A 25,830-nucleotide genomic window follows, 5' to 3' on the forward strand; every position below is an offset into this window, starting at 1 on the left:
GGCTCGGTCGCGCCAAGGCGTCGGACGCGATGCGGGAACGGTTCGACGACGCGTTCACCGAGGTGATGTTCTCGGCGACGGCGCGGTAGGCGGCCTTGACGGTGGGGTGCTCGATCAAATCGAGGGCCGCCAGCTCCTGTTCGTGCTGGGAGGCCGTCGCGACCGGGTCATCAGGCATGTGCTGCTCCTCCGATGTGTTGTCCGAAGCGCTTGTTGTACAAGGTGAATCGGTCATCGACCTGCTGGGGACGCAAGCCGTAGTTCTGTAGTCCGTAGGGCGGGCGCGGCGCCTCTCGGGGACGGTTGGCCAGCCAGCGTCGCATCGCATCTTCGGCCACCGCGGTCAGCGGTAGCCCGATGGCGTCGTAGACGCGGGCCACCTGTCCGATCGGGTCGGCCACCGCCTCCTCGAACCCGATGTCGGTGACCCGGGCCGCGTCGTCGTCCCAACCGTCGCGGATCGACATCGCCCGATCGTTGGTCCAGCCCATCCGCTGTAGCCATTGCGCACCCACCCGGTGCACATCGACGGTGTCGGCGTGCATCGCGTGCAGGGTCGCATTCAGGCTGGCCCCCGACGCGATCGTGGTGCGCGGATCACGATGCATGTGCACGATGTGCAGGTCGGGAAACCGACTCCGCAACACATCCAAATAGCCGAGGTGCGCAGGCGATTTGAGTACCCAGCGCCGGCCCTGAACACCGCGCTGGCGTTTCTGCCACTGCAGGAACTGCAGCATCCGGTGCAGGTAGTCGTACGCGGGGGAGAAGTCCTGATCGTCGAGCCATGACCGGTACCGCGGCAGGTGCGCGCCCGACTCCGGGACATGCGACAAGAACGCGTCGGCCAGAAAGACGATCTCCTCCTCGGCCTCGGTGGCATACATCGGATGGATGGAGAACAATTCGGGCGCCAGTTCGCGCGATTTGGCTTCGCGCGCTTGGCTGATCGCGATCCGCGGGTCGGCGGCCCGGGTGAACTGGTGGTCGAGCCGCGGCGCGGCCTCGACCACCTCCCACCCGTAGGCGCAGATGAAACGTGGATCGGCGGCCAGCAGTCGCTGCAGCAGGGTGGTACCGCTGCGCATCATCCCGACCACGACGATCGGTGCGGTTACCCGTTCGTCGAGAATCTCCGGATGGCGGCGGATCCATTCCTGCGTGCGCAGCCGCATCCGCAGGCTGTGCACGGTGCCCGACCGCAGGATGTGCACCCCGATCGCGTTGAGATCGGCGCGCGCGTAGTCGGCCAATAAGACCCGCAGCGGGCCGTCGAATTCTCCTGGGCCCCAATCGGTGAGGTCTTCCTTGCGTTGCGCGTCGGCCAGCACCGCGGCCGGGTCGAACGCGCTCGCGGATGCCACGGGTCAGAACTTCAGATGCTGGCTGACGTCGCCGACCTGGTCGACGAACATGGTGCGGCTGTCGAAGCACCATGCCCCGTCCACTCGGTGGAAGGTGTCCTTGTAGTGCCCGGTCACGATGACCTGCAGCGGCAGGTCGGCGGTGGCCTGTGTGACGCAGTAGTAGGACGTGCTGTGCGCGGTCCCGCCCGCTTCGTCGATATAGAGCTGCACGTTGGTGGTGTTGTGCTTGGTCTTAGGGGTGCCGTCGTCATAGATGCGGGTGGCCATCTCATACATCTCGCGCACTCGGGCTGAGCCGGCGAACACCGTCTCGGGCGGCCCGTCCTGGATCCCGCAGATGCGGCCGTGCTCGAAAAGCCGGGCCACCCCGTCCAAGTCGCCGCCGTCCAGAAGCTGCGCATAGGTGTAGATGAGGTTGGTGATCTCGGTGGCGCTGTCACTCATGTCGAACCGCCTCGGGAGTCTTCCGCTCTGCTTCGGGATATGTTGGCAGAACCGGTCCAACTTACATAGAACCGACTACTACTCTTGATCGCCGTGACCATACCGTGGACGCCGAGCAGGCTCGGCAACCTCACCGGCAAACGCGTGATCGTGACCGGAGCGACCAACGGTGTCGGGCTGGGCACCTCGCGTGCGCTCGCCAAAGCCGGCGCCCACGTGATCATGGCGGTGCGCAACACCGAACTCGGCGAACAGCGCGCCGGGGAAATCGGCGGCTCGAGCACCGTGGTCAAGCTCGACCTCGCCGATCTTTCGTCGGTGCGGGAGTTCGCGGGCCTGATCGACGAGCCGGTGGACATCTTGATCAACAACGCCGGTGCCCTGACCGACCGGCGCACCGAGACGGTCGACGGCTTCGAGATGACGTTGGGCACCAACCTGCTCGGACCGTTCGCCTTGACGAATCATCTGCTGCGGGGCAAGGTGCGCTCGCAGATCATCAACGTCGGCTCCGACGCGCACCGGTCGGCAACCTTGCGGCTCGACGACCTGCATTTGCGTCAGCACAAGTGGACGCGGCTGGGCGCCTACGCGCAGTCCAAGCTCGCGGTCATGCTCTGGGGGCTGGAGCTGGACCGTAGGCTGCGCACGGCCGGATCCCCGATCGTCACGCACCTGACCCACCCGGGCTGGGTGGCCTCGAACCTGTCGAACCTGGGCGACTCACCGCTGATGTCGCTGGCCCACAAGGCGGTCAAGGCAGTGGCCGACCGGCTGGCCAATGACATCGACGAGGGTGCGGCGCCCACGCTTTACTGCATCAGCGAGCCGATTCCGCCCGGCAGCTACGTCGGGGTCAGCGGCAGGTTCGGGCTGCGCGGCGGCCCGGTGCTGATCGGCCGAACGCCGCTAGCGTGCGACTACGACGTGGCAGCGCGGCTGGTGGCCTTCGCCGAATACGAGACCGGCACAACACTGGAGGTGTAGTCATGGGCGAATTCGACAACACGGTCGCCGTCATCACCGGCGCTGCCCGCGGCCAGGGTCGCAGCCACGCCGTCGCACTGGCCGAGCAGGGCGCCGACATCATCGCCGTCGACATCTGCGCCGATCTTGAGGCGATCCCTTATGCCCTGGCGACCGAATCCGACCTTGCCGACACCGTCCAGCTGGTCCAAGCGGCCGGCCGCAAGGCAGTGTCCGTCGCCGCGGACGTTCGCGACCTCAAGGCGTTGCAGGCCGGGGTGCAGGCCGGCGTCGACGAGTTGGGCGACATCGACGTCGTCGTCGCCAATGCCGGCGTGGTGGCGATCGGGGTCACCGAACCCGAATCGGAACCGGTGTTCAACACAATCGTCGACACCAACCTCAAGGGCGTGTGGCACACGCTGTTGGCGACGATTCCCTCGATGGTGCGCAAGGGCCGGGGCGGCTCGGTGGTGCTGGTGAGTTCGTCGCAGGGCCTGACCGGGCGCGGCGGCGACGGCAGCGCGGCGATGTTCGCCTATGCCGCATCCAAACACGGAGTGGTGGGGCTGATGCGCTCGGCGGCGAATGCCTATGCGCCGCACAAGATTCGGGTCAATTCGATACATCCCGGCGGTGTCGCGACGCCGATGATCCTCAACGATTTCGTGGTGAACAGGATGCTGGAGAATCCCAATCCGGCGCTATCGCAGACACTGTTGCCCGACGTGCCGTTGGTAGAGGCCCAGGACGTGACCGAAGCAGTGCTCTGGCTTGCCGGCCCGCGGTCGCGCTACATCACTGGCGTGGCGATCCCGGTGGATGCCGGCCACATCGCCATGTGAACGACGGCCGTTATCAGCCCCGAACGACCTTGCCGGCCTTGATGCAGGACGTGCAGACGTTGAGGCGCTGCTTGTTGCCGCCGGGACGTGTCACGACGTGCACGGTCTGCACGTTGGGGTCCCACCGGCGGCTGGTGCGGCGGTGGGAGTGCGACACCGACTTGCCGAAGCCGGGGCCTTTCCCGCAGATGTCGCACACAGCGGCCATTGTTCAAGCTCCTCAAATCTCGGGGGTCCGGCAATCCGGCCGGGACAGCCCAGGTTCACCGGGCTCAACCAGAATACCGACTGTCCTGGTAACCACCAAAACGATCGGCGGGCAACCCTGCGGTCCCGGCCGGTCGAATGTGTTCCGCGACGTCATCGACGGTAGACATGCAGTCGATCACATTACCGGGCGAATCCGGGTTGCAGATGCTTAGCCCCGCTAGGCTGGCAGCGCCGCCGATGGTCGGTGCGGTCGCTGCCTATGGCACGCGGACAATGCGCCGGGCTGGCTGAAGGCCTTATCCCTGGCGGTGCCGGCCTGCGCGGAGCTGCGGATGAGGCTGGGAAGCAAACACATCGGCAGGTTTGAGGGGAGTGCGCGGGGTGGATGCGCGCGCCGAAGACATCGCCGGTGCCGCCCGGGTCGAAGACCGACAGGGCGCTCCGGCGCGGATGCGACGGCTGGTCTCGCGGTTTCGCCGGGCCGCGACGACCTATCTGGTGGTGACGGCGCTGGGCGGCGTCGCTATCAGCAGTACCGCGGGTATCAGCCAGACTGGCGCGGGCGGCCTTGGCCCCAAAGCGGCGTGGGCGGGCCAGGCCGCAGCCGTGCCCTCCTGGTGGCAGCCCCCCGCTCTCCGCGCTCCGGCGCAGCCGGCTGCCGCCGTGCTCGGCCCGATCCATCTGTCAGAGGTGGGTTTCGAGGGCCGGGGAACGTGGCCGGAGGGCCCGGAGGCGATCCGCGGCTACCTCGAGCAGGCGCTGGACCGGATTGGCATTACCGAGCCGCCGGCCCGTGGCCATTGGATCGAGGGCATGATGACCATCGCCGATCACGAGGCGGAGTTCCACTCGGCTGCAATCAACCTGTACGACAGCAATGCTTACGGGCCGCCCCAGCTCGACGGTGCCCCGCTGCACGCAACGCGGGGTCCCTGGCAGGTGATGCCGGATACCTTCGCGATGTTTCACCAGGCGGGAACGTCGAACTCGGCATGGGATCCGGTGGCGACCGCGTGCGCGTCGATGAACTATCAGATGCGCCGCTACGGGGTGAGCCGCGACGGCAGCAATCAGCGCATGCTCGTAGGGCAGGCCAATCCCGGTATCCGGCAGGGCTATTAAGCCCGTCAGCGGTTTATTCTGGCGAAGGTGAATGGCGTCGAGGACTACCTCGACCAGGTGTATCTGATGCTCGCCGCCGATCATTCTCCACGGCGCTGAGCAACTGAGCGCAGCGGCTCCGCCGCCGGGCTACGCTGGCGCCCACCACGGACCGGTGCGGAGGAGGTGGGTCACCCTGGGCACTGCTGGTACGTCGCAGGGACGTCTCCTGGATGCGGTCACCCTGCGGGACTGGGCGCACACCGCCGTCAGCGATTTGATCACGCACATCGACGAGATCAACCGGCTCAACGTCTTTCCCGTCGCCGACGCCGATACCGGCGCCAACATGCTGTTCACCATGCGTTCGGCGCTGGCTGAGGCCAAGGCGGGCGCCGGCCCCGAGGGCGGCTCAACCTGCGTCGCCCGGGCCGCGGCGGCGCTCTCAACCGGTGCGCTCAACGGCGCCCGCGGCAATTCCGGGGTGATTCTGTCTCAGATCCTGCGCGGCGTCGCCGAAGTCACCGCTACCGCGGCGGCCGGCGCCGGTGGTGAACTGCCGCACATCGACGTCGTCGTTCTCGGTGCCGCGCTGCAGCGCGGCGTGGAGCTGGTGATCAGTTCGATGGGCGGTGAAGAGGTCCCGGGCACCATCGTCTCGGTGCTGCGCGCGGCCGCGGACGCCGTACAACACTCCGCCCGGGCCGGAGATGGCCTGGCTTCGGCGGTCATCGCGGCCGGTGACGCGGCCGTGGTCGCGCTGGAGAAGACTCCCGAGCAGCTCGACGTGCTGGCCGACGCCGGTGCCGTGGATGCCGGCGGACGCGGTCTGTTGGTCCTGCTGGACGCGCTGCGGTCCACCATCGCCGGACAAGCGCCGGCCCGCACGGTCTACGAGCCATCGCCGCGGGCCCTGCAACAGGAGGAAGCCCCCGCACAGCGCCCGGCGCCGCAGTTCGAGGTGATGTACCGGTTGGACGGTTGTGAGCCAGCGGCGGCGGACACGCTGCGGGACCGGTTGGGCGAGCTCGGTGATTCGGTGGGCATCGCTTCGGCGCCGTCCTCGGCGGAGCGCACCTACTCGGTTCACGTGCACACCGACGACGCCGGCGCCGCGGTGGAGGCCGGACTGGCAGCCGGGCGGCTCAGCCGGATCGTCATCTCGGCGTTGAGCTCGGGCACCCCCGGACTACCCGCCGGCGGCTGGACCCGGGAGCGGGCGGTGCTGGCCGTGGTCGACGGTGACGGCGCCGCCGACCTGTTCGCCGGCGAGGGCGCCTGCGTGCTGCAACGCGACCCGGCCGCGGACGATCCCGTCACCAACATCAGCGCGCACCAGCTCATGCGGGCCGTCGTCGACACGGGCGCCGCGCAGGTGATGGTGTTGCCCAACGGCTATGTGGCGGCCGAGGAGCTGGTGGCCGGATGCACAGCGGCCATCGGTTGGGGGATCGACGTGGTGCCGATCCCGACGGGATCGATGGTGCAGGGCTTGGCCGCGCTCGCCGTGCACGAAACCGGCAGCCAGGCGGTGGACGACGGGTACACCATGGCCCGCGCCGCCGGCGCGGCGCGGCACGGCTCGGTGCGCATCGCCACCGAGAGCGCGTTGACCTGGGCGGGTCGCTGCCGGCCCGGCGACGGCCTGGGCATCGCGGGGGACGAGGTGCTGATCGTGGCCGCCGACGCGGTCGGGGCGGCGATCGGCCTGCTCGATCTTCTGCTGGCCTCCGGCGGAGACCTGGTGACCGTGCTGCTGGGCGCCGGCTTCGACACCGAGGGCCCGGATGCCAATGCCGGTGCGGTGGCCGACATCCTGGAAGAACACATGCACGATCACCACCCCGGCACCGAACTGGTCACCTACCGCACCGGCCATCACGGTGACGCGCTGCTGATCGGGGTCGAGTAGCGATGGTGTCGCTGCGCGACCGGCTGGACTTCGTCGTAGGAGCCAAGGCCGCCGAACCGCTCGACGAGGTGTTCGGCATCCGGACCGTCGACGACCTGTTGCGCCACTATCCGCGCAGCTACACCGAGGGCGCCACGCGGTGGGGCGCCGACGACGAGCGGCCCGAAACGGGCGAGCACATCACCATCATCGACACGATCGCCGAAACCAAGACGTTCCCGATGAAGAAGACGCCGAAGAAGATGTGTCACCGCATCACCCTTGGTTCCGGCCGTAGCAGGGTGACCGCGACATTCTTCAACGCGAATTATCTGAAAAAGGACCTGACCAAGGGCACCAAGGTGATGCTGTCCGGCGAGGTCGGATTCTTCAACGACGTGATGCAGCTGACGCACCCGGCATTCCTCATCCTCGATTCGCCGGACGGGCGCAACCGCGGGACCCGCTCGCTGAAGAACATCGCCAAAGCCTCGGGTGCCACCAGTGGCGAAGAACTGCTGGACGCCTACGAACGCCACTTCTTCCCGATCTATCCGGCCAGCACGAAAATGCAGAGCTGGGACATCTTTTCGTGCGTGCGCCAAGTGCTCGACGTGCTGGACCCGGTGGCCGATCCACTGCCCGAGGAGCTGCGCGCCAAACTCGGCCTGGTTTCCGAAGACGAAGCGCTGCGCGACATTCACCTCGCCGAGAGCGAGTCGCGGCGGCAGCGGGCACGTGAGCGCCTGACCTTCGACGAAGCCGTCGGTCTGCAGTGGGCGCTGGTGGCCCGCCGGCACGGTGAACTGTCGGAGTCGGGGCCGCCGGCACCGCCGCGTCCCGATGGTTTGGCCGCAGAGCTGTTGGGGCGCTTACCTTTCGAATTGACAGCCGGGCAGCGTGAAGTGCTCGGCGTGTTGTCCGAAGGTCTCGCGGCGAGCCGACCGTTGAACCGGCTGCTGCAGGGTGAGGTGGGCTCGGGTAAGACGATCGTCTCGGTGCTGGCGATGCTGCAGATGGTCGACGCCGGATATCAGTGCGCACTGCTGGCACCGACTGAAGTCCTTGCCGCACAACATCTTCGATCGATTCGCGATGTGCTCGGCCCGTTGGCGATGGCGGGGCAGCTGGGTGGTGCCGATAACGGCACCCGGCTGGCGCTGCTCAGCGGTTCCATGACCGCCGCGCAGAAGAAACAGATCCGCGCGGAGATCGCCCGTGGTGAGGTCGGCATCGTCGTCGGAACCCACGCGCTGCTGCAGGATGCGGTGGAATTCGACAACCTGGGCATGGTGGTGGTCGACGAGCAACACCGCTTCGGGGTCGAGCAGCGAGATCAGTTGCGGGCCAAGGCCCGTCCCGGTGTGACACCGCATCTGCTGGTGATGACGGCCACGCCGATACCGCGCACTGTCGCGCTCACCGTGTACGGCGACCTGGAAACCTCGACATTGCGCGAACTTCCGCGCGGACGCCAGCCGATCACCAGCAATGTCATCTTCGTCAAGGACAAGCCCGCGTGGCTCGATCGTGCCTGGCAGCGGATCACCGAGGAGGTCGCCGCCGGACGGCAGGCCTACGTGGTGGCCCCGCGCATCGACGAAAGCGACGATCCCGGTGATGAGCAGAACGCCAAGGCGCCGGAAACCGCCGAGGGGCTGTATGCCCGGCTGCGCTCCGGCGAGCTGGCGAACCTGCGACTGGGTCTGATGCACGGGCGGCTGTCCGCCGAAGAGAAGGACGCCGCGATGGCGGCCTTTCGGGCCGGCGAGATCGATGTGCTGGTGTGCACCACCGTCATTGAGGTGGGTGTCGACGTGCCCAATGCCACCGTCATGCTGGTGATGGACGCCGACCGGTTCGGGATCAGTCAGTTACATCAGTTGCGCGGCCGGATCGGCCGCGGCCGGCATCCGAGCCTGTGCCTGTTCGCCAGCTGGTCCTCGCCGGGCTCGCCGGCCGGCCGGCGGCTGTGCGCGGTGGCCGAAACGCTGGACGGCTTCGCTCTGGCCGATCTCGACCTCAAGGAACGTCGAGAAGGAGATGTGTTGGGCCGCAACCAGTCTGGCAAGGCAATCACGCTGCGGCTGTTGTCCTTGGCCGACCATCAGGAATTCATCGAGGCCGCCCGGGACTTCTGCGTCCAGGCCTACGCCGACGACCGCTTCAACCCCGGGTTGGCCGTGCTGGCCGCGCGATTCACCGACACCGACCGCATCGAATACCTGGACAAATCGTGACCGCCGACGATGATGCGCAGCGCAGCGATGCGGCGGGGGCCCCACCCGCTTGCGGGGGAGAGCAGCGCAGGTGAACCGACAACTACTGCTGTGGCTGGCCGCCGCGGCAGCGCTCGCGCTGATGGTGGCCTACCAGACGGTAGGGTCCTCGAACGCCCGGCATTCCGCGGAATACGCTGCGCGCGCTGACATTCCGACGGTGCAGCCCGGCGCCGATGTGTTGGCGGGCGTTGCCGTCCTGGCCGTGCGCCAGCACCGCTACGACTACCTGCGGTCCGCGTTCGGCGACGCCTGGGACGACGAGAACGACGCCCCGCTGGGGCGCAACGGATGCGACACCCGCGACGACATCCTCAACCGCGATCTCGTCGACAAAACCTACGTGTCGATCAAACGATGTCCAGACGCCGTGGCCACCGGCACGCTGCACGACCCGTACACCAACAAGACCATCGCATTCCAGCGCGGCCCTAAAGTCGGCGAATCCGTCCAGATCGATCACATCGTCCCGCTGGCCTACGCCTGGGACATGGGTGCCTACGGCTGGCCCGCCCTCGAGCGGCGGCGTTTCGCCAACGATCCGGCCAACCTGCTGGCCGTCGACGGGCAGGCCAATCAGGACAAGGGCGATTCCGCACCGGCACAGTGGATGCCACCGAACGCGCAGTTCGCCTGCCAGTACGCCATGCAGTTCATCGCCGTGCTCCGCGGCTATTCGCTGCCGGTGGACCAGGCGTCGACCGGTGTGCTCCGCCAGGCCGCGTCGACCTGCCCGGTGGGCTAGCGACGGTTACGAACCGTCGTAGCTCTCCGGGTCCGGGCGCAGCCGGGTGCCGTCGTTGAGTGCGTTGATCGCATCCACATGCTCGGCGGCCAGTTCGAAGTCGAACACGTCCAGGTTGGAGGCGATGTGCTCGGCGTTGGCCGACCGGAAGACAACCGCGTTGCCCAACTGCAGGTTCCACCGCAACAGCACCTGCGAGGCGGTCTTACCGTATTCACCGGCGACCGAATTCACCGTCGGGTTGTCGTTCAGCTTGCCCAGTGCCAGCGGTGTGTAGGACTGGGTGAGGACGTTGTGCTCGGCGTTGGTCTTGCGCAGCGCTTCCTGGTTGAGCAGCGGATGAAGCTCGATCTGGTTGACCGCCGGGGTGACGAAGGTGAGGTCGATGACGGTGGTCAAGTACTCCTCGGTGAAGTTGGAGACACCGATCGAGCGGGCGTGACCTTCTCCCCGCGACTGAATCATGCCGCCGAAGGAGTTCACGTAAGTGCCCAGCGACGCGGCCGGCCAGTGGATCAGGTAGAGGTCGACGTAGTCCAGGCCGAGCCGCTCCAGGCTGGCGCTGCAGGCGTCCATCGCCCCCTTGAACCCCTGGTCGGCGGTGGCCAGCTTGGTGGTGACGAACAGCTCGGCGCGGGGAATCCCGGACGCGGCGATGGCGCGCCCGACGGCGGCCTCGTTCCCATAGACGGCGGCGGTGTCGATCAGCCGGCAGCCGACTTCCAGCGCCGCCGATACCGCGCGTTCGGTCTCGTCATCCGACAAATCCGCGACGCCCAGGCCTAGGGCCGGCATCGTGTTCTCGTCGTTGAGAGCAATTGAGGGTACGGCCGAGCCCGACTCGCCAGCCAATTCATTCACCTGCCTGTGAAATTGAAGTTCCGAGATTGTGCACCGAGCCGGGTTGCGTCATCGAGCGAGGAGATCAACGCCGTTCGGCGCCGCGTTCGTGGCGCTGAGTTCGAAATCGAACACGTCGAAGTTGCTCGCAATCCGCTGAAGGCTCACCGACTTGGGGACCTCGATATTACCGAGTCAGTAAATGCAACCTAATCAACGCCTGGGCAGGTGTCCATCCGCGCCCTTCATCGCCCGATAGGTCACCACGTACAGTTAGTCGCGCGGCACACCGGAATCGGCAGCCGCTCGGCCCGTCTCTCGCATGACGCGGTGAGCGGCGGCGATGTCGATGAACCGGTAACCGGCACGTCTCGTCGAACGTGCATGGGCGCCGCCGGGGCCGGGATGACTCCGAGGCGGGGACTGAGAAACCGTTCGTCGTCGAGCACTAGCACGTGTTGTTCAAAGGGGGTTGCCCATGACCAAGCCGCTGTCCGGCGCGCCAGAGCTCGAGTTCGGAGCCGACCGCCCCTCGACGCCGCTGGTCAGTCGCATCCAGGGCGCTGTCACCAGCGTCGGGGCCAAGGTCATCCCGTGGATCCCGACCGCCATCCGGCGAGGGCTGGTCCGCGGTCGTTCGGTCATCATCGACGGGAACACGCTGGATCCGACCTTGCAGCTGATGCTCTCGGGCCTGCGCGCAGTCGGCATCGACGGCCTGGTCGTCGACGACGATCCGCAGCTGTCGCGTGCTCAGATGCGAGAGTCGACGGTGGGATTTGCCGGTCCGCAGATCCACGTCGACGTCGACGAGCTGTCGCTGCCGGGCCCGGCCGGTGAAATTCCAGCGCGCCATTACCGCCCGGGCGGCGGCGAGGCGGCGCCACTGCTGGTCTTCTACCACGGTGGCGGCTGGTCGATCGGCGACCTAGACACCCACGACGCGCTGTGCAGGTTGACCTGTCGCGACGCCGGCATCCACGTGTTGTCGATCGACTACCGGCTGGCCCCCGAGCACCCGGCCCCCGCAGCGATCGAAGACGCTTACGCGGCCTTCACCTGGGCATATGAGCACGCCGGCGAGCTGGGCGCGACGCCCGGGCAGGTGGCGGTCGGCGGCGACAGCGCTGGCGGGAACCTCGCCGCCGTCGTCAGCCAGATGGCGCGCGACGAAGGGGCGCCGGCGCCGGTGCTGCAATGGCTGATCTACCCGCGGACCGACTTCACCGCGAAGACCCGGTCGCTGAGCTTGTTCTCCCGCGGCTTCGTGCTGACCAAGCGGGACATCGACTGGTTCGAATCGCAGTATCTGCGACGCTCGGATCTCGACCGCACCGATCCGCGGGTGTCGCCGGCGCTGGCCGAGTCGCTGACCGGACTGGCGCCCGCGCTGATTGCGGTCGCGGGCTTCGATCCGCTGCGCGACGAAGGGGAGAGCTACGCCGAGGCGTTGCGGGCCGCCGGGGTCGCGGTGGACCTGCGGTACCTGGGTTCGCTCACGCATGGCTTCGTCAATTTGTTCCAGCTGGGCGGCGACAGCACGGTTGCGACCAGCGAGTTGATTTCAGCGCTGCGGGCACACCTGAGCCGGGTCTGATTTGTTGAGCGGTCGGCGCCGGTAATCTAGAGGCGCCTTGTCCGATCGCTTTGTCCGCGCGCAACGGGCAGACCGACAACTCATACCGAAAGATCAGGGAACCTGTGGCCGACAAACCCAAACGTCCCCCGCGATTCGACATGAAGTCGGCCTCTGGCGGTAAGTCGAGCCGACTCGTCCAAATCGGCGGTACCGCATTCGTGGTGATCTTCGCGGTCGCCCTTGTCTTCTACATCGTCACGTCGCACCACAAGAAGACCGGCCCCACCGGTGCCGGCGATGCGGTGCGGGTGACGTCGAGCAAGCTGATCACCCAGCCCGGCAGCGGCAATCCCAAGGCCGTGGTGACGTTCTACGAGGACTTCCTGTGCCCGGCCTGCGGTAACTTTGAGCGCACCTTCGGCCCGACGGTGTCCAGGCTCATCGACCTCGGTGCCATCGCGGCCGACTACTCCATGGTGTCGATCCTGGACAGCCCGCGGAACCAGAACTATTCGTCGCGCGCGGGCGCCGCGGCGTTGTGCGTCGCCGACGAGTCGCAGGACGCTTTCCGGCGCTTCCATACCGCGCTGTTCAGCACCAACATTCAACCGAGCGAAACCGGTAAGACGTTCCCGGACAACGCGCGGTTGATCGAGCTCGCCCGCGAGGCCGGTGCGGCGGGCAAGGTGCCGGACTGCATCAACAGCGGCAAGTACCTGTCCAGGGTCACCGGCGCAGCGGCTGCCGGGCATATCAATGCCACGCCGACCATCAAGATCAACGGCGACGACTACGACCCGTCCACACCCGATGCGCTGGTTAGCAAGATCAAGGAGATCGTGGGCAATATTCCGGGCATCGACGGCGCGGTCGCGCCGGCCGCCATGTGACCGGGACGGTGTCGACCCAAACTGCCGATTCCACCGGCGACCTGACACCGGTACCGTCGCCGGTCACCGCGCTCAGCGCGTGGTCGGTGCTGATCGGCGGTCTGATCGGCTTGATCGCGTCGATGACGCTGACGGTCGAGAAAATCGACATCCTGCTCAACCCGTCGTACGTGCCGTCCTGCAATATCAACCCGATCCTGTCCTGCGGCTCGGTGATGATCACGCCGCAGGCGTCGCTGCTGGGTTTCCCCAACCCGCTGCTGGGGCTGGTGGCTTTCACCGTGGTGGTCGTCACCGGGCTACTGGCGGTGACGAAAGTGGCTCTGCCGCAATGGTATTGGGTGGGACTGACGATCGGGCTGGTGATTGGCGCGGTGTTCGTGCACTGGCTGATCTTCCAAAGCCTGTATCGCATCGCCGCGTTGTGCCCGTACTGCATGGTGGTGTGGGTGGTCACCATGTCGCTGCTGGTGGTGGTCGCGGCCATTGCCTATCGGCCGGTGTTGCAGCGCCACCAGACCGGTGTGGCGGCGCTGGTATTCCAATGGCGATGGTCGATCGCCGCACTATGGTTCACCGCGGTGTTCTTGTTGATCATGGCGCGGTTCTGGGACTACTGGTCGACGCTGCTGTAGGTATCGGCAGGTGACCCGGATCATTGGCGGCGCGGCCGGGGGCCGTCGCATCGTGGTCCCGCCGCGGGGCACCAGGCCCACCACGGACCGGGTTCGCGAGTCGCTTTTCAACATCCTGACCGCCCGCCTGGAGCTGACCGGTCTTGCGGTGCTTGATCTCTACGCCGGTTCGGGCGCATTGGGATTGGAGGCACTGTCCCGTGGTGCCGCCGCAGTGCTTTTCGTGGAGTCCGATGCGCGCACCGGTTCGGCCATCGCGCGCAACATCGAAGCCGTCGGCCTGCCCGGCGCCACGCTGCGCCGGGGCGCGGTGGCAACTGTGCTGGCGGCCGGGACCGCCTCGCCGTTCGATCTGGTGCTGGCCGACCCGCCCTACGACGTGGACGCCGACGAGGTCGAGGCCGTGCTGACGGCGTTGACCGCTCATGGCTGGGTGCACGAGGGCAGCGTCGCCGTGGTGGAGCGGGCGGCCGGCAGCGTGCCGCTGAATTGGCCGGCCGGCTGGTCGGTGTGGCGGCACCGGGTATACGGCGACACCCGTCTGGAGCTGGCCGAGCGTGGCTGAGGTGGGCGTGTAGCGTCTTTCGTCATGGGTGCCGCTCCCTTTCAACGATGCGACGCACGGAAACCCCCCGCTCGCAGTGGATCGCCCGCATGACCGGCGCGGTGTGCCCGGGGTCGTTCGATCCGGTGACGTTGGGTCACATCGATGTCTTCGAGCGGGCGTCGGCTCAGTTCGACGAGGTGGTGGTCGCGATCCTGACCAACCCCGCCAAGAAGGGCATGTTCGACCTGGACGAGCGAATCGCGATGATCAACGAGTCGACGACGCATCTGCCCAACCTGCGGGTGGAAGCCGGGCAGGGGCTGGTCGTCGATTTCGTCCGGTCACAAGGGATGACCGCGATCGTGAAGGGGCTGCGCACCGGCACCGACTTCGAATACGAGCTGCAGATGGCCCAGATGAACAAGCACGTCGCCGGTGTGGACACCTTTTTCGTCGCGACCGCCCCGCGCTATTCGTTCGTGTCGTCGTCGTTGGCCAAAGAGGTCGCGATGCTCGGCGGTGATGTCTCCGAGCTGCTGCCCGAACCGGTCAATCGCCGCCTGCGCGAAAGGCTTTCCGCTCGGCCCTGAGCCAGCTCGATCGACGCTGAACGCCTTGGGCGGCAAGCGAATTGACGAATCAACGGCGACCAGGAGTAGCCGGCCGTGCAGCGGGTATCCGATGGTGTCGAGTTCTCCGTCGGTTACCCGGGAGTCCCTCACAGAGGGCAGTCGACGGGTTGCAGCGCGCCACGCTGAGCTCACTACGCCGGAATAGATCGCAGACGCCCACTCAGAACGTATGTTGAAGATCCGATCCGGAGGAGCGGGTTCACGAGGTCGCCGACGTCGATAGGAGAACGGCAGCCATGACGGTAGAGAACCTGTTCGACGCACCCGAGGCCGCGGCCGATCTGATCGCGCTGCTGGCCGACGAGGGAGTGAGCCACTTCTTCATCAACCCCGGAACCGACTCCGCGCCGATCCAGGAGGCGCTGGCGGCGGCGCGCGCCGCCGGCACGCCGACCCCGCAGGCGGTGTTGTGTGTGCACGAGAGCATCGCCCTGGCGGCGGCCATCGGTCATCACATGGTCAGCGGCCGTCCGCAGGCGGTCATGGTGCATGTCGACGCCGGGACGCTGAACCTGGGCTGCCAGCTGCACAACGCGCAGCGCAACGGGACTCCGGTGGTGGTGTTCGCCGGGCGGACTCCCTACAGTTCGGCGCCGGCGGTGCGCGGCCACCGCGACACCTACATCCATTGGCAGCAGGAGCAACTCGACCAGCCGGGCGTGGTGCGCAACTACGTCAAGTGGCACATGGAGGTCCCGCGCGGCCGCGAGCTGGCACCCATCGTCCGTCGGGCGTTCCAGGTCGCCCAATCCTGCGCGTCCGGGCCGGCTTACGTGATGCTGCCGCGAGAAGCGTTGATGGAGCACGGCGCCGGAGCGCTGCCGCGGCGGCTGGCGCCGGCCATACCGCCCGGCCCGGACCCGGGCGCGTTGGGACGCCTGGCGGGAATCCTGGTGGCGGGCAAGCGTGTTGTCATCGTGACGTCACGGACGGCTGCGGACCCGGCGACGGCAACGGTGCTGGCCCGCATCGCCGAGTTGCTGGGTGCGCAGGTGATCGACCAGGGAGACCGCGCCAACCTGCCGCTGGACCATCCGCTACACGTAGTGGGCGATGCCGGCCCGCTGGAAAACGCCGACACCGTGTTGCTGTTGGACTGCGAAGTGCCCTGGGTGCCGGCGCAGCTGGCACCGCCCGCAAATGCCCGCGTGGTGCAGATCGACGGCGATCCGGTCAAACCGAGCATGCCGCTGTGGTCCTATCCGGTCGAGATCGCGTTGACCGCCGACACGCGCGTGGCGCTGCTGCTGCTCGAGCAGACGCTGTTGCGGCTGGCCACCGAGGAGCTGCGGGAGAAGTGGGCCGTCCGCCGGCAGACCGCCGAAGCCGACACCGCGGAACGCCGCCGTGAAGCGATGCGCCGGGCCGCCTCGGACTGCCCGGCCGACGCACCCGATGCGATGCTGGCCGCGCTGAGTAGCGCGTTGCCCGACGACGCGGTGGTCGTCCAGGAAGCGGTGACCAACCGGCCCGCCGTGGCCCGACAGGTGCGCCGGCCCCCCGGGCGGTTGTTCGACACGGGCGCACCGGCTTTGGGCTGGGCACTGGGCGGCGCCTTCGGCGTCAAGCTTGCCCGGCCACAGGCACCCGTCGTCGCGATATGCGGGGACGGTTCATTCAACTTCGCCGTGCCTACCGCCGCGTTCTGGTCGGCGCATCGCTACCAGGCGCCCTTCGTGACGGTCGTCTTGAACAACCAGTCCTATCTGGCCTCCAAGCTGCCCGTGCAGGGGTTGTATCCCAATGGAGTGTCGGTGCGGGAGAACGACTTTCCCGAGACTCGACTCACTCCGGACACCGACTACGCCGCGCTCGCCAAGGCCTGCGGAGGTAGCGGACGCAGCGTGCAGACGGCGGCCGAGATGAGCGAGGCCATCAAATGGGCGCTCGCCGAGGCCGATCAAGGGCGTTGCGCGGTGCTGGACGTGCGGCTGCCGCAACCCTGACGCCGGTCAGTGGTGATGCTCGGAACGTCCTTCGGGAGAGCCGCCCATCATGCGCACCATCGGCAGACCTCCCGAGGTGATGAACCGGACGACCAGCACGGCCGCGAGCACCAGGAAGGCGATGTTGAGCCAGGTGGTGTAGTTCCATGAGATTGACGCCTCGAGCACCGTTGCGTTGCGTTGTGACGGGATGAGATGGGTTGTGCCGAAGAGTAATTCGATCAGGTACCCGGCCGCGACCATCGCGGCGTAGAAGGTGCCCAGCAATGTCAGCATCATCCGGGTGCCGTAGTACTTGCGGTAGATGTTCAGGATCGGCAGGATCAACAGGTCGGCGTAGATGAACGCGATGACGCCGCCGAAGCTGATGCCTCCGTTCCACAGCACCGCGGCCAGCGGGACATTGCCAATGGAGCACACGAAGGACACGATCGCCACGATCGGTCCCACCAGCGGTCCCCACAGCGCTGAGAGGCCCGGGTGGTCGGCCAAAAAGAAGACCTGCCAGAACTTTTCGGGAACCCAGGCCGCGACCGCACCCGCGATCAGCAAGCCCAGAACGAGGTCGCGCAGGATCGCCAGCCACTCCATGACGAACACGTGGGAAACCGAGGTGAAGCCCGCCGGGGAAACCAGCCGTCGCCAAAACGAACCTTCCCCTTGGATAGACATGTCCATGGCGGCATGGCCTTCCATCGAGCCGGCGATTCCGCGCTCGGCCTGCTCACGGGCGGCGTCGACCAGTCGTGAACGCACGAACAACCGGAACAAGACGGCCAGAACGACGATCATCAGTGGGCCACCGACGAATTCGGCCGCGGTGAATTGCCAACCCATCAGCAGCGCCAGGATGATGCCCAACTCCACCACCAGATTGGTGGAACCGATTTCGAACGCCATCGCGGCGGTGAAGTCGGCGCCCTTGCGGAACAGCGATCGCGCCAACGCCACTGCGGCGTACGAGCACGACGACGACGCCGCGCCCAGTCCGGCGGACACCGCCAGGGTGCGCGGGCGATCGTCACCCATCAGTGCCACGATCGTCGAGCGGCGCACGACGGCCTGCACCACCGCCGAGAGGGCAAAGCCCAAAATCAGCGCCCACAGGATTTCCCACGTCATCGACCCGGCCAGGGTCAAAGCGTGCCCGACCGCTGATAGCACCGTCACTGTGTCCTCCTGCGATAGACCACTCGCTGCGAGGGCGGCTGTGCCCAAGCCAGACTATACCCCACGGGGGTATATACGCCAGGCGGGAGCTTCCCGCACATGCAAGGCTTCATCCCCGGGCCGATAGTGCGCGGCCGGTCCGACCCCTAGAATCGCGACCAAATAGCCGGGCCGCGGCGCCTCGACGGCAAAAGCCGGGTCTGCACCCGGCCCCGCATCGACGGGGCCCGGCAAACAATATGGATGAACCACCTCGCGCCGCCGCGCCGGCCGCGACAACAGCACGAACGGGCGCTCGTTGATGCAATTCACTTCCCACGGCCGGGCTGCAACCGGCCCACCGGCGGGTTTGAGGCGCGCAGAATGGGCAAATACCCGACACACCGGTGTCGCCACCGCTGTCACAGGGGCATCACCAGGCACACTAGTAACAACACGATTTTTGCAGACGCCAGGAGGGTATGGCCGTGTATCGAGTCTTTGAGGCGCTGGACGAACTCAGCGCCATCGTGGAAGAAGCCCGTGGCGTTCCGATGACGGCCGGCTGCGTGGTGCCGCGCGGCGACGTGCTGGAGTTGATCGACGACATCAAGGATGCAATTCCGGGCGAACTGGACGACGCCCAGGACGTGCTGGACGCGCGTGACTCCATGCTGCAGGACGCCAAGACGCATTCGGAGTCCATGGTGTCCTCGGCGACCACCGAGTCGGAGTCGATGCTGAATCACGCCCGCTCGGAGGCCGACCGGCTGCTGTCCGACGCGAAGGCGCAGGCCGACCGGATGGTGAGCGAAGCGCGCCAGCACAGCGAGCGGATGGTCGGCGAGGCTCGCGAGGAGGCGATGCGCATCGCCACGGCGGCCAAGCGCGAGTACGAAGCCAGCGTCGGGCGCGCCCAGGCCGAAGCCGACCGGCTGCTGGAAAACGGCAACATCTCCTACGAGAAGGCCGTGCAAGAGGGCATCAAGGAGCAGCAGCGCCTGGTCTCGCAGAACAGCGTCGTGGAGGCGGCCAACGCCGAGGCCACCCGGCTCATCGACTCGGCGCACGCCGAGGCCGACCGGTTGCGCGGCGAATGCGACATCTACGTCGACAACAAGCTCGCCGAGTTCGAGGAATTCCTCAACGGCACGCTGCGGTCGGTGGGACGCGGTCGACACCAACTGCGGACGGCGGCCGGCACCCACGACTACGCGGTGCGCTAACGCTTCGCGGTACCTTCGCCGGGCGGGCGCGCCCTGGAATTATGCGGTCGGCGCCGTAGGATTTCTGATATGACGCGGCAGCACAGCACCTCATCGGCCCGCCGTACAGGGTCACGCCTGGCCGCGCCGATGGCGTTCGACATCACCCGGCTCGGGCGACGCCCAGGAGCGATGGTGACCCTGCACAAAACCGTGCCCAGTCCGTCGCGCATCGGGCTGGACATGATCGCGATCGAGGAGGGCGCCCCGCTGGAGTTGGACCTCCAGATTCAGTCGGTGTCCGAAGGCGTCCTGGTGACCGGTACGGTCAGCGCGCCCACCGCCGGCGAATGTTCGCGATGCCTGACCAAGCTGGAGAGCCAGGTGCAGGTGCGGTTGACCGAACTGTTCGCCTACCCGGACAGCACCACCGAAGCGACCACCGAGGAAGACGAGGTGGGCCACATCGTCGACGACACCATCGATCTCGAGCAGTCCATCGTCGACGCCGTGGGACTGGAACTCCCGTTCTCGCCGGTATGTACGCCGGATTGCCCGGGGTTGTGCCCCGAATGCGGTGTTTCGCTGGCCGCCGAACCGGGCCACCAGCACGAGCGCATCGATCCGCGGTGGGCCAAGCTGGCGGGCATGTTCAGCGCCGAGTCGGACGAGTCGCGGGGTGAGCGGTGAGCTCACGCCAGGTTCTGCTCGACGCCCTCGGGGTTGAGCTACCCGACGAACTGCTGTCCCTTTCGCTGACGCATCGCAGCTACGCCTACGAACATGGCGGGCTGCCGACCAACGAACGTCTGGAATTCCTGGGCGACGCCGTGCTGGGCCTGACTATTACGGACGAGCTTTACCACCGCCATCCCGACCGAACTGAGGGAGACCTGGCCAAACTGCGGGCCAGCGTGGTCAATACCCAGGCACTGGCCGACGTCGCCCGCAAGTTGTGCGACGGGGGCCTCGGCGTGCACCTGCTGCTGGGACGCGGCGAAGCGAACACCGGCGGCGCGGACAAATCCAGCATCCTGGCCGACGGCATGGAATCGCTGCTGGGCGCGATCTACCTCGAGCACGGCATCGACGTTGCGCGCGAGGTGATCCTGCGGTTGTTCGGCCCGCTGCTCGACGCCGCGCCGACGCTGGGGGCCGGGCTGGACTGGAAGACCAGCCTGCAGGAACTGACCGCGGCCCGCGGCATGGGTGCACCGTCCTACGTCGTCACCTCCACCGGTCCGGACCACGACAAGGAATTCACCGCGGTGGTCGTGGTGGCCGAGACCGAATACGGCACCGGGGTGGGCCGCTCCAAGAAGGAAGCCGAGCAGAGGGCGGCGGCGGCCACCTGGAAAACGCTCGACGTGCTGGACACCGCGGGGACGACGTCCAGCTAAATGGTGTCCGTCTAGATGCCCGAACTGCCCGAGGTCGAGGTGGTCCGCCGCGGCTTGCACGCCCATGTAGTGGGCAAAACGATGACGGCCGTGCGCGTGCATCACCCGCGCGCCGTGCGTCGCCACGAAGCCGGGCCCGCCGACCTCACCGCCCGGCTGTTGGATGCGCGGATCACCGGCACCGATCGGCGCGGTAAGTACCTGTGGTTGCTGCTCGACACGGAACCCGCTGGGGGGGAATCGGATACGGCGCTGGTGGTCCACCTCGGCATGAGTGGGCAGATGCTGCTCGGCGAGGTGCCGCGCGCCGACCATGTCCGGATCTCGGCACTGCTCGACGATGGGACCGTGCTGAGTTTCGCCGACCAGCGCACCTTCGGTGGGTGGATGCTCGCCGATCTGGTCGAGGTGGGCGGCAGCGTGGTACCCGAGCCCGTCGCGCATCTGGCCCGTGATCCCCTGGACCCCCGGTTCGATGTGGATGCGGTGGTAAAAGTGTTGCACCGCAAGCATTCCGAAATCAAGCGGCAACTTCTCGATCAGCAGGTGGTGTCGGGCATCGGCAACATCTACGCCGACGAGGCGCTGTGGCGGGCCAAATTGAACGGCGCCCGGATGGCCGACACGCTGAGCCGCAAGCAGTTGACCGCGGTGCTCGACGCGGCCGCCGAGGTGATGCGCGAGGCGCTGGCCGAAGGGGGAACGTCCTTCGATTCGCTGTACGTCAACGTCAACGGCGAATCCGGATACTTCGACCGATCGCTGGACGCCTACGGCCGGGAAGGCCAAGCCTGCCGCCGGTGCGGCGCGGTGATGCGCCGGGAGAAGTTCATGAACCGTTCCTCGTTCTACTGCCCGAAATGTCAACCGCGACCACGAGGTTGAGCGTTTTACGGCGAGGACGACTCAATCGAAGATGTCGCGGCGCAGCGTCCCGGTGGGCAGCGCCGGATCCACGAACCACTCGTGGCTGAACAGCGCGCCGAACACCTGGGGCGGCAACCGGAGCAGCAACCCGAACACCCGCGCGGCCAGACCGGAACCGCCGACCTGAGAGCGGTGCGCGGCGAAGGCATCTCGCTTCTGGCGGGCAAATTGAAAGACGTTGACCCGATGCGTGATAGTCGCGCGCGGAGCGTATGCGCCGCGGACGATGTCGCGCTCGTACGGCCCCGGCAGTCTGAACAGGTGCGCGAGATCACTGACGCGAAGCAGCATTTCGCGCGGCATCGTCGCTTCGAGTACCCGCGGGATGGCGGCGAGTTGGGCGGCCCGCTTGCCGACGTGGTGCACCTGTACGTGATCGCGATGACCGTAGCCGCCGTTGGACTGGTAGCTGAGCAGCAGATCGGCCCGCTCATCGCACAGGATGCCGGCCAGCCGGCCGGCCGCCTCGTCGAGGTCAGCGCGGCCGAATCGGGTGCGCCCGGGTGGATCCGGATAGAACAGCGGACCATAGCCGCTGTCGGCATAACCGAGGCATTCCACCCGGTGCGCCCCGAGAATCCTTGCGCTCGACTGCAATTCGTCTAGACGGTGGTTCCCGTCCTCGTTGTGGACGCGCCCGTCGGTGGCGGTGACCACGACTACCCGGTGCCCGTCCGCGACCGCGCGCGCCAGAGTGCCGCCGGTCAGGATGACTTCGTCGTCCGGGTGGGCATGGAATGCGACCACGGTGGCCATGCAATGCAGTATGCCCGCGCGTCAAAGCTCGCGGGCCCGGTAGAAATAAGCCATGACTGAATTATGGGTGGAACGCACCGGAACCCGCCGCTACACGGGCTACAGCTCTCGCGGAGCGGAGGTGCTGATCGGTGCTGAGGACGTCGAGGGCGTGTTCACGCCCGGCGAACTGCTCAAGATCGCGCTCGCGGCGTGCAGTGGGATGTCCAGCGATCTGCCGCTGGCCCGCCGGCTGGGCGACGACTACAAGGCGGTCATCAAAGTCTCCGGCGCGGCCGACCGAGAGCAGGAGCGTTATCCGCTGCTCGAGGAAACCCTGGAACTGGACCTCTCGGCGCTGTCCGACGACGAGAAGGAGCGCCTGTTGGTGGTGGTCAACCGGGCCATCGATCAGGTCTGCACGGTCGGTCGCACCCTCAAGTCCGGTACCACCGTCAACTTCGAGGTCGCCGATGCCGGAGCCTGACACCCGCCTCACCGCCTGGGTGCACGGCGATGTCCAGGGGGTCGGTTTCCGCTGGTGGACGCGCTGTCGGGCGCTGGAGCTGGGCCTGACCGGTTATGCGGCCAATCAGCCCGACGGCCGCGTCCTGGTGGTGGCCCAGGGTGCGCGGTCGGCAGGCGAGAAGCTGCTGCGCCTGCTGGAAGGCGACACCGCGTGGCCGTCGCGGCCCGGCCATGTGGACAAGGTCGTCGCCGACTGGTCGCAGCCCCAGGAGCGGTTTGAGGGATTCGTCGAGCGGTGAGCGGTGAGCGGTCGACCGGTACCGCGCCGTCCCACTGGCCACATCGGTCACACGTGCACCGGCGGGAACCCTGAGTGTCAATCCCGAAAGCGCTAGCGCCGGCGCTAGCGCTTTTGAGAAGGCAGTAATGCCTTCTCTCAGTTGCTGATGTGACCACTGTGGCCAGTGCGCCGACGCGTCGGGGCCGCACCGCATTTCGCGCCGGCCGACACCGCTCGGTGAAGCTGTCCGAGGCGATTTGAGCGGTAGTCTGGCTCGCCGTGTACCTCAAGAGTCTGACGCTGAAGGGCTTCAAGTCCTTCGCCTCGCCGACGACTCTGCGCTTCGAGCCCGGCATCACCGCGGTGGTCGGCCCCAACGGCTCGGGCAAATCCAACGTTGTGGACGCGCTGGCCTGGGTGATGGGGGAGCAGGGGGCAAAGACGCTGCGCGGCGGCAAGATGGAAGACGTCATCTTCGCCGGAACCTCTTCGCGGGCCCCGCTGGGCCGCGCCGAAGTCACCGTCACCATCGACAACTCCGACAACGCGCTGCCCATCGAATACTCCGAGGTGTCCATCACCCGGCGGATGTTCCGCGACGGCGCCAGCGAATACGAAATCAACGGCAGCAGTTGCCGTTTGATGGATGTCCAAGAGCTGCTGAGCGACTCCGGGATCGGCCGGGAGATGCACGTCATCGTCGGGCAGGGCAAGCTCGACGAAATCCTGCAGTCGCGGCCGGAAGACCGTCGCGCGTTCATCGAAGAAGCCGCCGGCGTGCTCAAGCACCGCAAGCGCAAGGAAAAGGCGCTCCGCAAACTCGACGCGATGTCGGCGAACCTGGCCCGGCTCACCGACCTGACCACCGAGCTGCGCCGCCAGCTCAAACCGCTGGGCCGCCAGGCCGAAGTGGCCCGTCGCGCCCAGACCATCCAGGCTGACCTGCGCGACGCCCGGCTGCGGCTGGCCGCCGACGACCTGGTCAATCAGCAGGGCGAGCGGGAGGCGATCTTCGAGGCCGAGGCCGCCATGCGGCGCGAGCACGATCAAGCCTCCTCGCGGCTGGCGGTGGCGTCCGAGGAGCTGACCACGCACGAAACGGCGGTCGGCGAACTCTCCGGCCGCGCCGAGTCGGTTCAGCACACCTGGTTCGCGCTATCCGCGCTGGCCGAGCGCGTCGCCGCGACCGTGCGCATCGCCAGCGAGCGGGCGCAGCACCTCGACGTGGAGCCGGCGGTGACCAGTGACACCGATCCCAGAAACCCTGAGGAGCTTGAAGCCGAGGCCGAGCAGGTCGCGGTCGCCGAACGGCGGCTGCTCGCCGAACTGGCCGACACCCGCACCCGGCTGGACGGCGCCCGCGCCGAATTGGCCGAGCGTGAGCGCGAGGCCGCCGAGGCGGATCGGGCCCACATGGCGGCGGTGCGCGCGGAGGCGGATCGGCGCGAGGGCCTGGCGCGGCTGGCCGGCCAGGTGGAGACGATGCGGGCGCGCGTCGAGTCGATCGACGACAGCGTGGCGCGGCTGTCCGAACGCATCGAACAGGCCGCTGCCCGCGCGCAGCAGGCCAAGGTGGACTTCGAAACTGTCCAGGGTCGGGTCGGCGAGCTCGATCAGGGCGAGGTGGGTCTCGACGAGCACCACGAGCGAACCGTCGCCGCGTTGCGGCTGGCCGACGAGCGGGTGGCCGAGTTGCAGTCCGCCGAGCGGGACGCCGAACGCCAAGTGGCCTCGTTGCGAGCCCGTATCGACGCGCTCTCGATCGGCCTCGAACGTAAGGACGGCGCGGCGTGGCTGGCCCAAAACCATAGCGGCCCAGGGCTTTTGGGTCCGATGGCGAAACTGGTCAAGGTCCGTTCCGGCTACGAGGCGGCGCTGGCCGCGGTGCTGGGATCGGCGGCCGACGCACTGGCCGCCGAAAGCTTCGGCGCGGCCCGCTCGGCGGTCGCCGCGCTCAAAGAGGCGGACGGCGGCCGCGCCGCGCTGGTGCTGGGGGACTGGCCCGCCGATCATCGGGCGCTGCAGCCCGCCCCGGCGGGTGCGCTGTGGGCGCTCGACCTGATCGACGCGCCCGAGCGGCTGCGCGGGGCGATCACCGCCATGCTCTCCGGCGTCGCGGTGGTCGACGACCTGGACCGGGCGCTGGCGCTGGTGGGCGCGCATCCCCAATTGCGCGCGGTCACACTCGACGGCGATTTGGTGGGTGCCGGCTGGGTCAGTGGCGGCTCGGACCGCAAGCTCTCCACGCTCGAGGTGACCTCGGAAATCGACAAGGCCGGCGCCGAGCTGACCGCGGCCGAGGCCCAGGTGGCCCAGCTGAGCGCGGCGCTGTCCGGCGCGCTGACCGAGCAGGCCGCCCGTCAGGACTCGGCCGAGCAGGCGCTGGCCGCGCTGAACGAATCCGACAGCGCCATCTCGGGGATGTACGAACAGCTGGGCCGGCTCGGTCAGGAAGCCCGGACCTCCGAAGACGAGTGGAGCAGGTTGCTGCGGCAGCGCGAGGAGCTCGAGGCGGGCCGCACCGCCAGCCGGGCCTCCACTTCGGCGCTGCGGGCAGCTTCGGTGGCCGCGGCGATCTGCTGACGGTTCACAGGTTCTTCCGTCGGCGCCTGCTGCGTCGCCTGGGCGTTGCGCAGCCGCGTTTCCAGTTCGGTGACTTCCGCGACGGTTTGGGTGCGGCCCGCCTCGAGCTCCTCGCGCTGCCGCAGCAACCTGCTCCACTCGTCTTCGGAGGTCCGGGCTTCCTGAC

General features: G+C 67.5%; 24 protein-coding genes and 2 pseudogenes. 19 read left to right on the forward strand and 7 right to left on the reverse strand.

The genetic code is table 11. The annotated features are described in order from the left end of the window. Window positions 1-170: 170 nt before the first annotated feature. The gene (locus tag A5625_RS26395) at window positions 171-1,364 is read right to left on the reverse strand and encodes a sulfotransferase (protein WP_067001359.1); all 1,194 of its coding nucleotides are present in this window, start codon (window positions 1,362-1,364) and stop codon (window positions 171-173) included. 3 nt (window positions 1,365-1,367) lie between these two features. After that, on the reverse strand, window positions 1,368-1,811 hold the full coding sequence (locus A5625_RS26400; protein WP_067001362.1) for a nuclear transport factor 2 family protein: 444 nt from the start codon (window positions 1,809-1,811) through the stop codon (window positions 1,368-1,370). Between the two features lie 93 nt (window positions 1,812-1,904). On the opposite strand from A5625_RS26400, the gene A5625_RS26405 reads away from it, so the two are divergent. Together A5625_RS26405 and A5625_RS26410 are read left to right on the forward strand one after the other, a co-directional pair. Further along, window positions 1,905-2,798: an SDR family NAD(P)-dependent oxidoreductase gene (locus A5625_RS26405; protein WP_067001425.1), complete on the forward strand. Its 894-nt coding sequence runs from the start codon at window positions 1,905-1,907 to the stop codon at window positions 2,796-2,798. A gap of 2 nt (window positions 2,799-2,800) precedes the next feature. Further along, on the forward strand, window positions 2,801-3,622 hold the full coding sequence (locus tag A5625_RS26410) for a mycofactocin-coupled SDR family oxidoreductase (protein WP_067001365.1): 822 nt from the start codon (window positions 2,801-2,803) through the stop codon (window positions 3,620-3,622). A gap of 13 nt (window positions 3,623-3,635) precedes the next feature. Here the strand turns inward: A5625_RS26410 and rpmB are convergent, their stop codons facing one another. Continuing rightward, window positions 3,636-3,830 carry a 50S ribosomal protein L28 gene (rpmB, locus tag A5625_RS26415; protein ID WP_046185726.1) on the reverse strand — a complete coding sequence of 65 codons (195 nt, stop codon included), beginning with the start codon at window positions 3,828-3,830 and terminating at the stop codon, window positions 3,636-3,638. Between the two features lie 374 nt (window positions 3,831-4,204). Between rpmB and A5625_RS30380 the strand changes: the two genes are divergently transcribed. The 4 genes from A5625_RS30380 (at window position 4,205) to A5625_RS26435 (ending at window position 9,848) form a co-directional block, all read left to right on the forward strand. Then, the gene (locus tag A5625_RS30380; RefSeq protein ID WP_232003835.1) at window positions 4,205-4,954 is read left to right on the forward strand and encodes a transglycosylase; all 750 of its coding nucleotides are present in this window, start codon (window positions 4,205-4,207) and stop codon (window positions 4,952-4,954) included. A gap of 175 nt (window positions 4,955-5,129) precedes the next feature. After that, window positions 5,130-6,845 (forward strand): DAK2 domain-containing protein, encoded by a 1,716-nt coding sequence (locus A5625_RS26425; RefSeq protein WP_067001431.1) that lies wholly within the window; start codon window positions 5,130-5,132, stop codon window positions 6,843-6,845. Window positions 6,846-6,847: 2 nt separating this feature from the next. Then, window positions 6,848-9,064, forward strand: a complete 2,217-nt coding sequence (gene recG, locus A5625_RS26430; RefSeq protein WP_067001368.1) for an ATP-dependent DNA helicase RecG — start codon at window positions 6,848-6,850, stop codon at window positions 9,062-9,064. A 70-nt stretch (window positions 9,065-9,134) separates the two neighbouring features. Next, window positions 9,135-9,848 carry an HNH endonuclease family protein gene (locus tag A5625_RS26435; protein WP_067001371.1) on the forward strand — a complete coding sequence of 238 codons (714 nt, stop codon included), beginning with the start codon at window positions 9,135-9,137 and terminating at the stop codon, window positions 9,846-9,848. 6 nt (window positions 9,849-9,854) lie between these two features. On the opposite strand, the gene A5625_RS26440 is transcribed toward A5625_RS26435, so the two are convergent. Both A5625_RS26440 and A5625_RS30385 read right to left on the reverse strand, forming a co-directional pair. Then, window positions 9,855-10,700 (reverse strand): aldo/keto reductase, encoded by an 846-nt coding sequence (locus A5625_RS26440; RefSeq protein ID WP_197516241.1) that lies wholly within the window; start codon window positions 10,698-10,700, stop codon window positions 9,855-9,857. A 5-nt stretch (window positions 10,701-10,705) separates the two neighbouring features. After that, window positions 10,706-10,935, reverse strand: a pseudogene (locus A5625_RS30385) (oxidoreductase); the annotation flags it as partial. 231 nt (window positions 10,936-11,166) lie between these two features. Between A5625_RS30385 and A5625_RS26445 the strand changes: the two are divergent. From A5625_RS26445 to A5625_RS26470, 6 genes are all read left to right on the forward strand, one after another. Further along, window positions 11,167-12,285, forward strand: coding sequence for an alpha/beta hydrolase (locus A5625_RS26445; protein WP_067001374.1), 1,119 nt, complete (start codon window positions 11,167-11,169; stop codon window positions 12,283-12,285). 104 nt (window positions 12,286-12,389) lie between these two features. Next, complete coding sequence (locus tag A5625_RS26450) at window positions 12,390-13,157, forward strand: DsbA family protein (RefSeq protein WP_067001438.1); 768 nt, start codon at window positions 12,390-12,392, stop codon at window positions 13,155-13,157. Next, on the forward strand, window positions 13,154-13,792 hold the full coding sequence (locus tag A5625_RS26455; protein ID WP_067001380.1) for a vitamin K epoxide reductase family protein: 639 nt from the start codon (window positions 13,154-13,156) through the stop codon (window positions 13,790-13,792). The genes A5625_RS26450 and A5625_RS26455 overlap by 4 nt, the downstream gene beginning before the upstream one ends. 10 nt (window positions 13,793-13,802) lie before the next feature. Beyond that, window positions 13,803-14,357 (forward strand): 16S rRNA (guanine(966)-N(2))-methyltransferase RsmD, encoded by a 555-nt coding sequence (rsmD, locus tag A5625_RS26460; protein ID WP_067001384.1) that lies wholly within the window; start codon window positions 13,803-13,805, stop codon window positions 14,355-14,357. Window positions 14,358-14,446: 89 nt separating this feature from the next. After that, window positions 14,447-14,929, forward strand: a complete 483-nt coding sequence (gene coaD / locus A5625_RS26465) for a pantetheine-phosphate adenylyltransferase (RefSeq protein WP_067001387.1) — start codon at window positions 14,447-14,449, stop codon at window positions 14,927-14,929. 278 nt (window positions 14,930-15,207) lie between these two features. Next, entirely contained in the window at window positions 15,208-16,917 is a 1,710-nt protein-coding gene (locus A5625_RS26470; protein WP_067001390.1) for a thiamine pyrophosphate-requiring protein, read from the forward strand. A gap of 6 nt (window positions 16,918-16,923) precedes the next feature. Here A5625_RS26470 and A5625_RS26475 read toward each other — a convergent pair whose 3' ends face one another. Then, window positions 16,924-18,135, reverse strand: coding sequence for a permease (locus tag A5625_RS26475; RefSeq protein ID WP_369830053.1), 1,212 nt, complete (start codon window positions 18,133-18,135; stop codon window positions 16,924-16,926). Window positions 18,136-18,554: 419 nt separating this feature from the next. Here A5625_RS26475 and sepIVA point away from each other — a divergent pair, with 419 nt between their 5' ends. From sepIVA to mutM, 4 genes are all read left to right on the forward strand, one after another. Beyond that, the gene (gene sepIVA / locus A5625_RS26480; protein WP_067001440.1) at window positions 18,555-19,292 is read left to right on the forward strand and encodes a cell division protein SepIVA; all 738 of its coding nucleotides are present in this window, start codon (window positions 18,555-18,557) and stop codon (window positions 19,290-19,292) included. Between the two features lie 69 nt (window positions 19,293-19,361). Next, window positions 19,362-19,961, forward strand: coding sequence for a DUF177 domain-containing protein (locus A5625_RS26485; RefSeq protein WP_197516238.1), 600 nt, complete (start codon window positions 19,362-19,364; stop codon window positions 19,959-19,961). Next, on the forward strand, window positions 19,958-20,671 hold the full coding sequence (gene rnc, locus A5625_RS26490; protein ID WP_067001398.1) for a ribonuclease III: 714 nt from the start codon (window positions 19,958-19,960) through the stop codon (window positions 20,669-20,671). Before A5625_RS26485 ends, rnc begins: the two co-directional genes overlap by 4 nt. Before the next feature lie 15 nt (window positions 20,672-20,686). Then, the gene (mutM, locus tag A5625_RS26495; protein ID WP_067001401.1) at window positions 20,687-21,556 is read left to right on the forward strand and encodes a DNA-formamidopyrimidine glycosylase; all 870 of its coding nucleotides are present in this window, start codon (window positions 20,687-20,689) and stop codon (window positions 21,554-21,556) included. A 21-nt stretch (window positions 21,557-21,577) separates the two neighbouring features. On the opposite strand, the gene A5625_RS26500 is transcribed toward mutM, so the two are convergent. Then, window positions 21,578-22,354 carry a PIG-L deacetylase family protein gene (locus tag A5625_RS26500; RefSeq protein ID WP_067001416.1) on the reverse strand — a complete coding sequence of 259 codons (777 nt, stop codon included), beginning with the start codon at window positions 22,352-22,354 and terminating at the stop codon, window positions 21,578-21,580. 52 nt (window positions 22,355-22,406) lie between these two features. Here A5625_RS26500 and A5625_RS26505 point away from each other — a divergent pair, with 52 nt between their 5' ends. The 3 genes and pseudogenes from A5625_RS26505 to smc all read left to right on the forward strand — a co-directional run. Further along, the gene (locus A5625_RS26505) at window positions 22,407-22,820 is read left to right on the forward strand and encodes an OsmC family protein (RefSeq protein WP_067001419.1); all 414 of its coding nucleotides are present in this window, start codon (window positions 22,407-22,409) and stop codon (window positions 22,818-22,820) included. After that, window positions 22,807-23,100: an acylphosphatase gene (locus tag A5625_RS26510; RefSeq protein WP_067001422.1), complete on the forward strand. Its 294-nt coding sequence runs from the start codon at window positions 22,807-22,809 to the stop codon at window positions 23,098-23,100. The genes A5625_RS26505 and A5625_RS26510 overlap by 14 nt, the downstream gene beginning before the upstream one ends. 260 nt (window positions 23,101-23,360) lie before the next feature. Then, a pseudogene (smc, locus tag A5625_RS26515) lies at window positions 23,361-25,631 on the forward strand (chromosome segregation protein SMC); the annotation flags it as partial. Window positions 25,632-25,830 lie beyond the last annotated feature (199 nt).

The organism is Mycobacterium sp. 1465703.0 (assembly GCF_001672975.1).
GTDB lineage: Bacteria > Actinomycetota > Actinomycetes > Mycobacteriales > Mycobacteriaceae > Mycobacterium.